Annotated in this window: 2 protein-coding genes; both read right to left on the reverse strand. The window is 36.4% G+C overall.

The window, feature by feature from the left end; genetic code table 11:
• Positions 1-119: 119 nt before the first annotated feature.
• On the reverse strand, positions 120-1,046 hold the full coding sequence (locus F6K13_RS31850; protein WP_124146412.1) for an AraC family transcriptional regulator: 927 nt from the start codon (positions 1,044-1,046) through the stop codon (positions 120-122).
• Positions 1,047-1,590: 544 nt separating this feature from the next.
• Positions 1,591-1,713 (reverse strand): helix-turn-helix domain-containing protein, encoded by a 123-nt coding sequence (locus F6K13_RS35620; RefSeq protein WP_353735749.1) that lies wholly within the window; start codon positions 1,711-1,713, stop codon positions 1,591-1,593.
• Between the last annotated feature and the right edge of the window lie 11 nt (positions 1,714-1,724).

The raw sequence follows: 1,724 nt of genomic DNA on the forward strand, positions 1-1,724 counted from the left end.
AATATCATGTCCGGATAATTAGTGATAAAAAACTTTCTCCTTTTCCTCCTCTTTATTCTTTCTTATTGCTTCTTTCTTATCTCCTGACTCCTGAGGAATGACTCTTGACTCCTCCGTCGTTATAAGTATTCAACCGGACATGATATAACTTGATTTTTGTATTGTTTTGGAGTAGTACCTGTAAGTTGATGAAATATTTTAGTTAAGTGACTTTGATGAGAAAAACCACATTGAAAAGCAATTTCTGTAATGCTGATATTTTGCTGTTTCAATAATTTTTTTGCCAGTTCTACTCTTTGGTGAATGACATATTGATAGGGAGTAATACCCATTGATTGCTTGAATAACCGGGAAAAATGATATTGACTCATACCAACTACAGCAGCAATTCTAGTTAGTTTTAAATCTCGGTCTAAATGTTCATTAATATATTCAATTGCTTGGCGAAGTCTATATTTTGATAATCCTCCTCGGTACTCATTAACTTCTAAACTCATAGTGGAATATTCGCGGACTAAGTGAACTGTTAATGAATATGCTAATGACTCTGCATATAACCTACCTGCTACTCCTCCTGATTCTAGTTCCCCTAGTAACAGCAACCCGACCTGACGAATAAATGGATCGCGCAGAGTAAATCTGTCTACGAGTTCAATTCGCTGGGCGTCTACTTCTACAACTTCATTAGCAACTTTTTCCATGAGCGAAGGTGCTAAATATATGTATAACAAGTCTGGGTTTCCTTGAATATGCCACTGGGAAAGTTCTCCACTTGGCACAACAGTTATATCTCCAGGCACTATTCTCCCCCGGTCGTATTTTCCTTTTAGCGATCGCTCTATGTGACAAGGATAGTCTAAGTGAATTATCAGTAGTTCTTCTGGTATAGCAGGTAAGGAAAATTTACTTTCTGCTGCGGAATAGTATAGACGTTGTAGCAGAATACCTTGCCAATTATTCTGTTTACTTGATATCAACAGTTTCCTAGATTCTGGTTGGTCTGGTATTTTTGATGATTGAGGAATTACATTAGATTGTAGTATCATGTTTTTTGCTTGTGATTTTTTGTATAGCAGAAGAAGAAAGAAGGAAGAATTTTGCGTTGTCTAAGTTTTAAGCTTTTGATATGTCCGCACCCTTTCCTTATATTGGTGGCTGAGAAAATAGTGATCGAAAAGATTGATAATTTTGTCTCCCTATTACAGTGCTATTAGTAGGGTGTGTTACGTTACCGCTAACACACCAAAATCCCATATCTATTGTCAGTGCGTAAGTCCTGAAGATTGATAATTTTGCCTTCCTATTCCAGTAAAGTACTGATAACGCAGTTCCTCTGTAATATAGAATCTGGTTATATAATATATGTTGATAATTCTATAATTACTTGAATATTCAATCTTCCCTACTCCCTCACTCCCCCACTCCCCTACTCCCAACTATATAATTAAGTATTAACCGGATTTGATATCAGAGGTTAACTGAATTGACTTTAGCTTTGTATTAGCAATACACTGAGTGCTAATTGCCATATAGTACATAAAATTAATTAAATATGAAGTTCATTTCAATACAAGAATGGATTGATTATCATCAAGCAATAGAATAATTATGTAGGACGATCGCACGTTGAGAGCGACTAATCAGACCATCTCTTTCTAAGCGTTTGAGGGCACGAGATAGAGTTTCTGGGGTCAACCCTAACTCAGCAGCTATTTCTCGTGCCC

This window comes from Okeania sp. SIO2B9, assembly GCF_010672505.1.
GTDB lineage: Bacteria > Cyanobacteriota > Cyanobacteriia > Cyanobacteriales > Microcoleaceae > Okeania > Okeania hirsuta.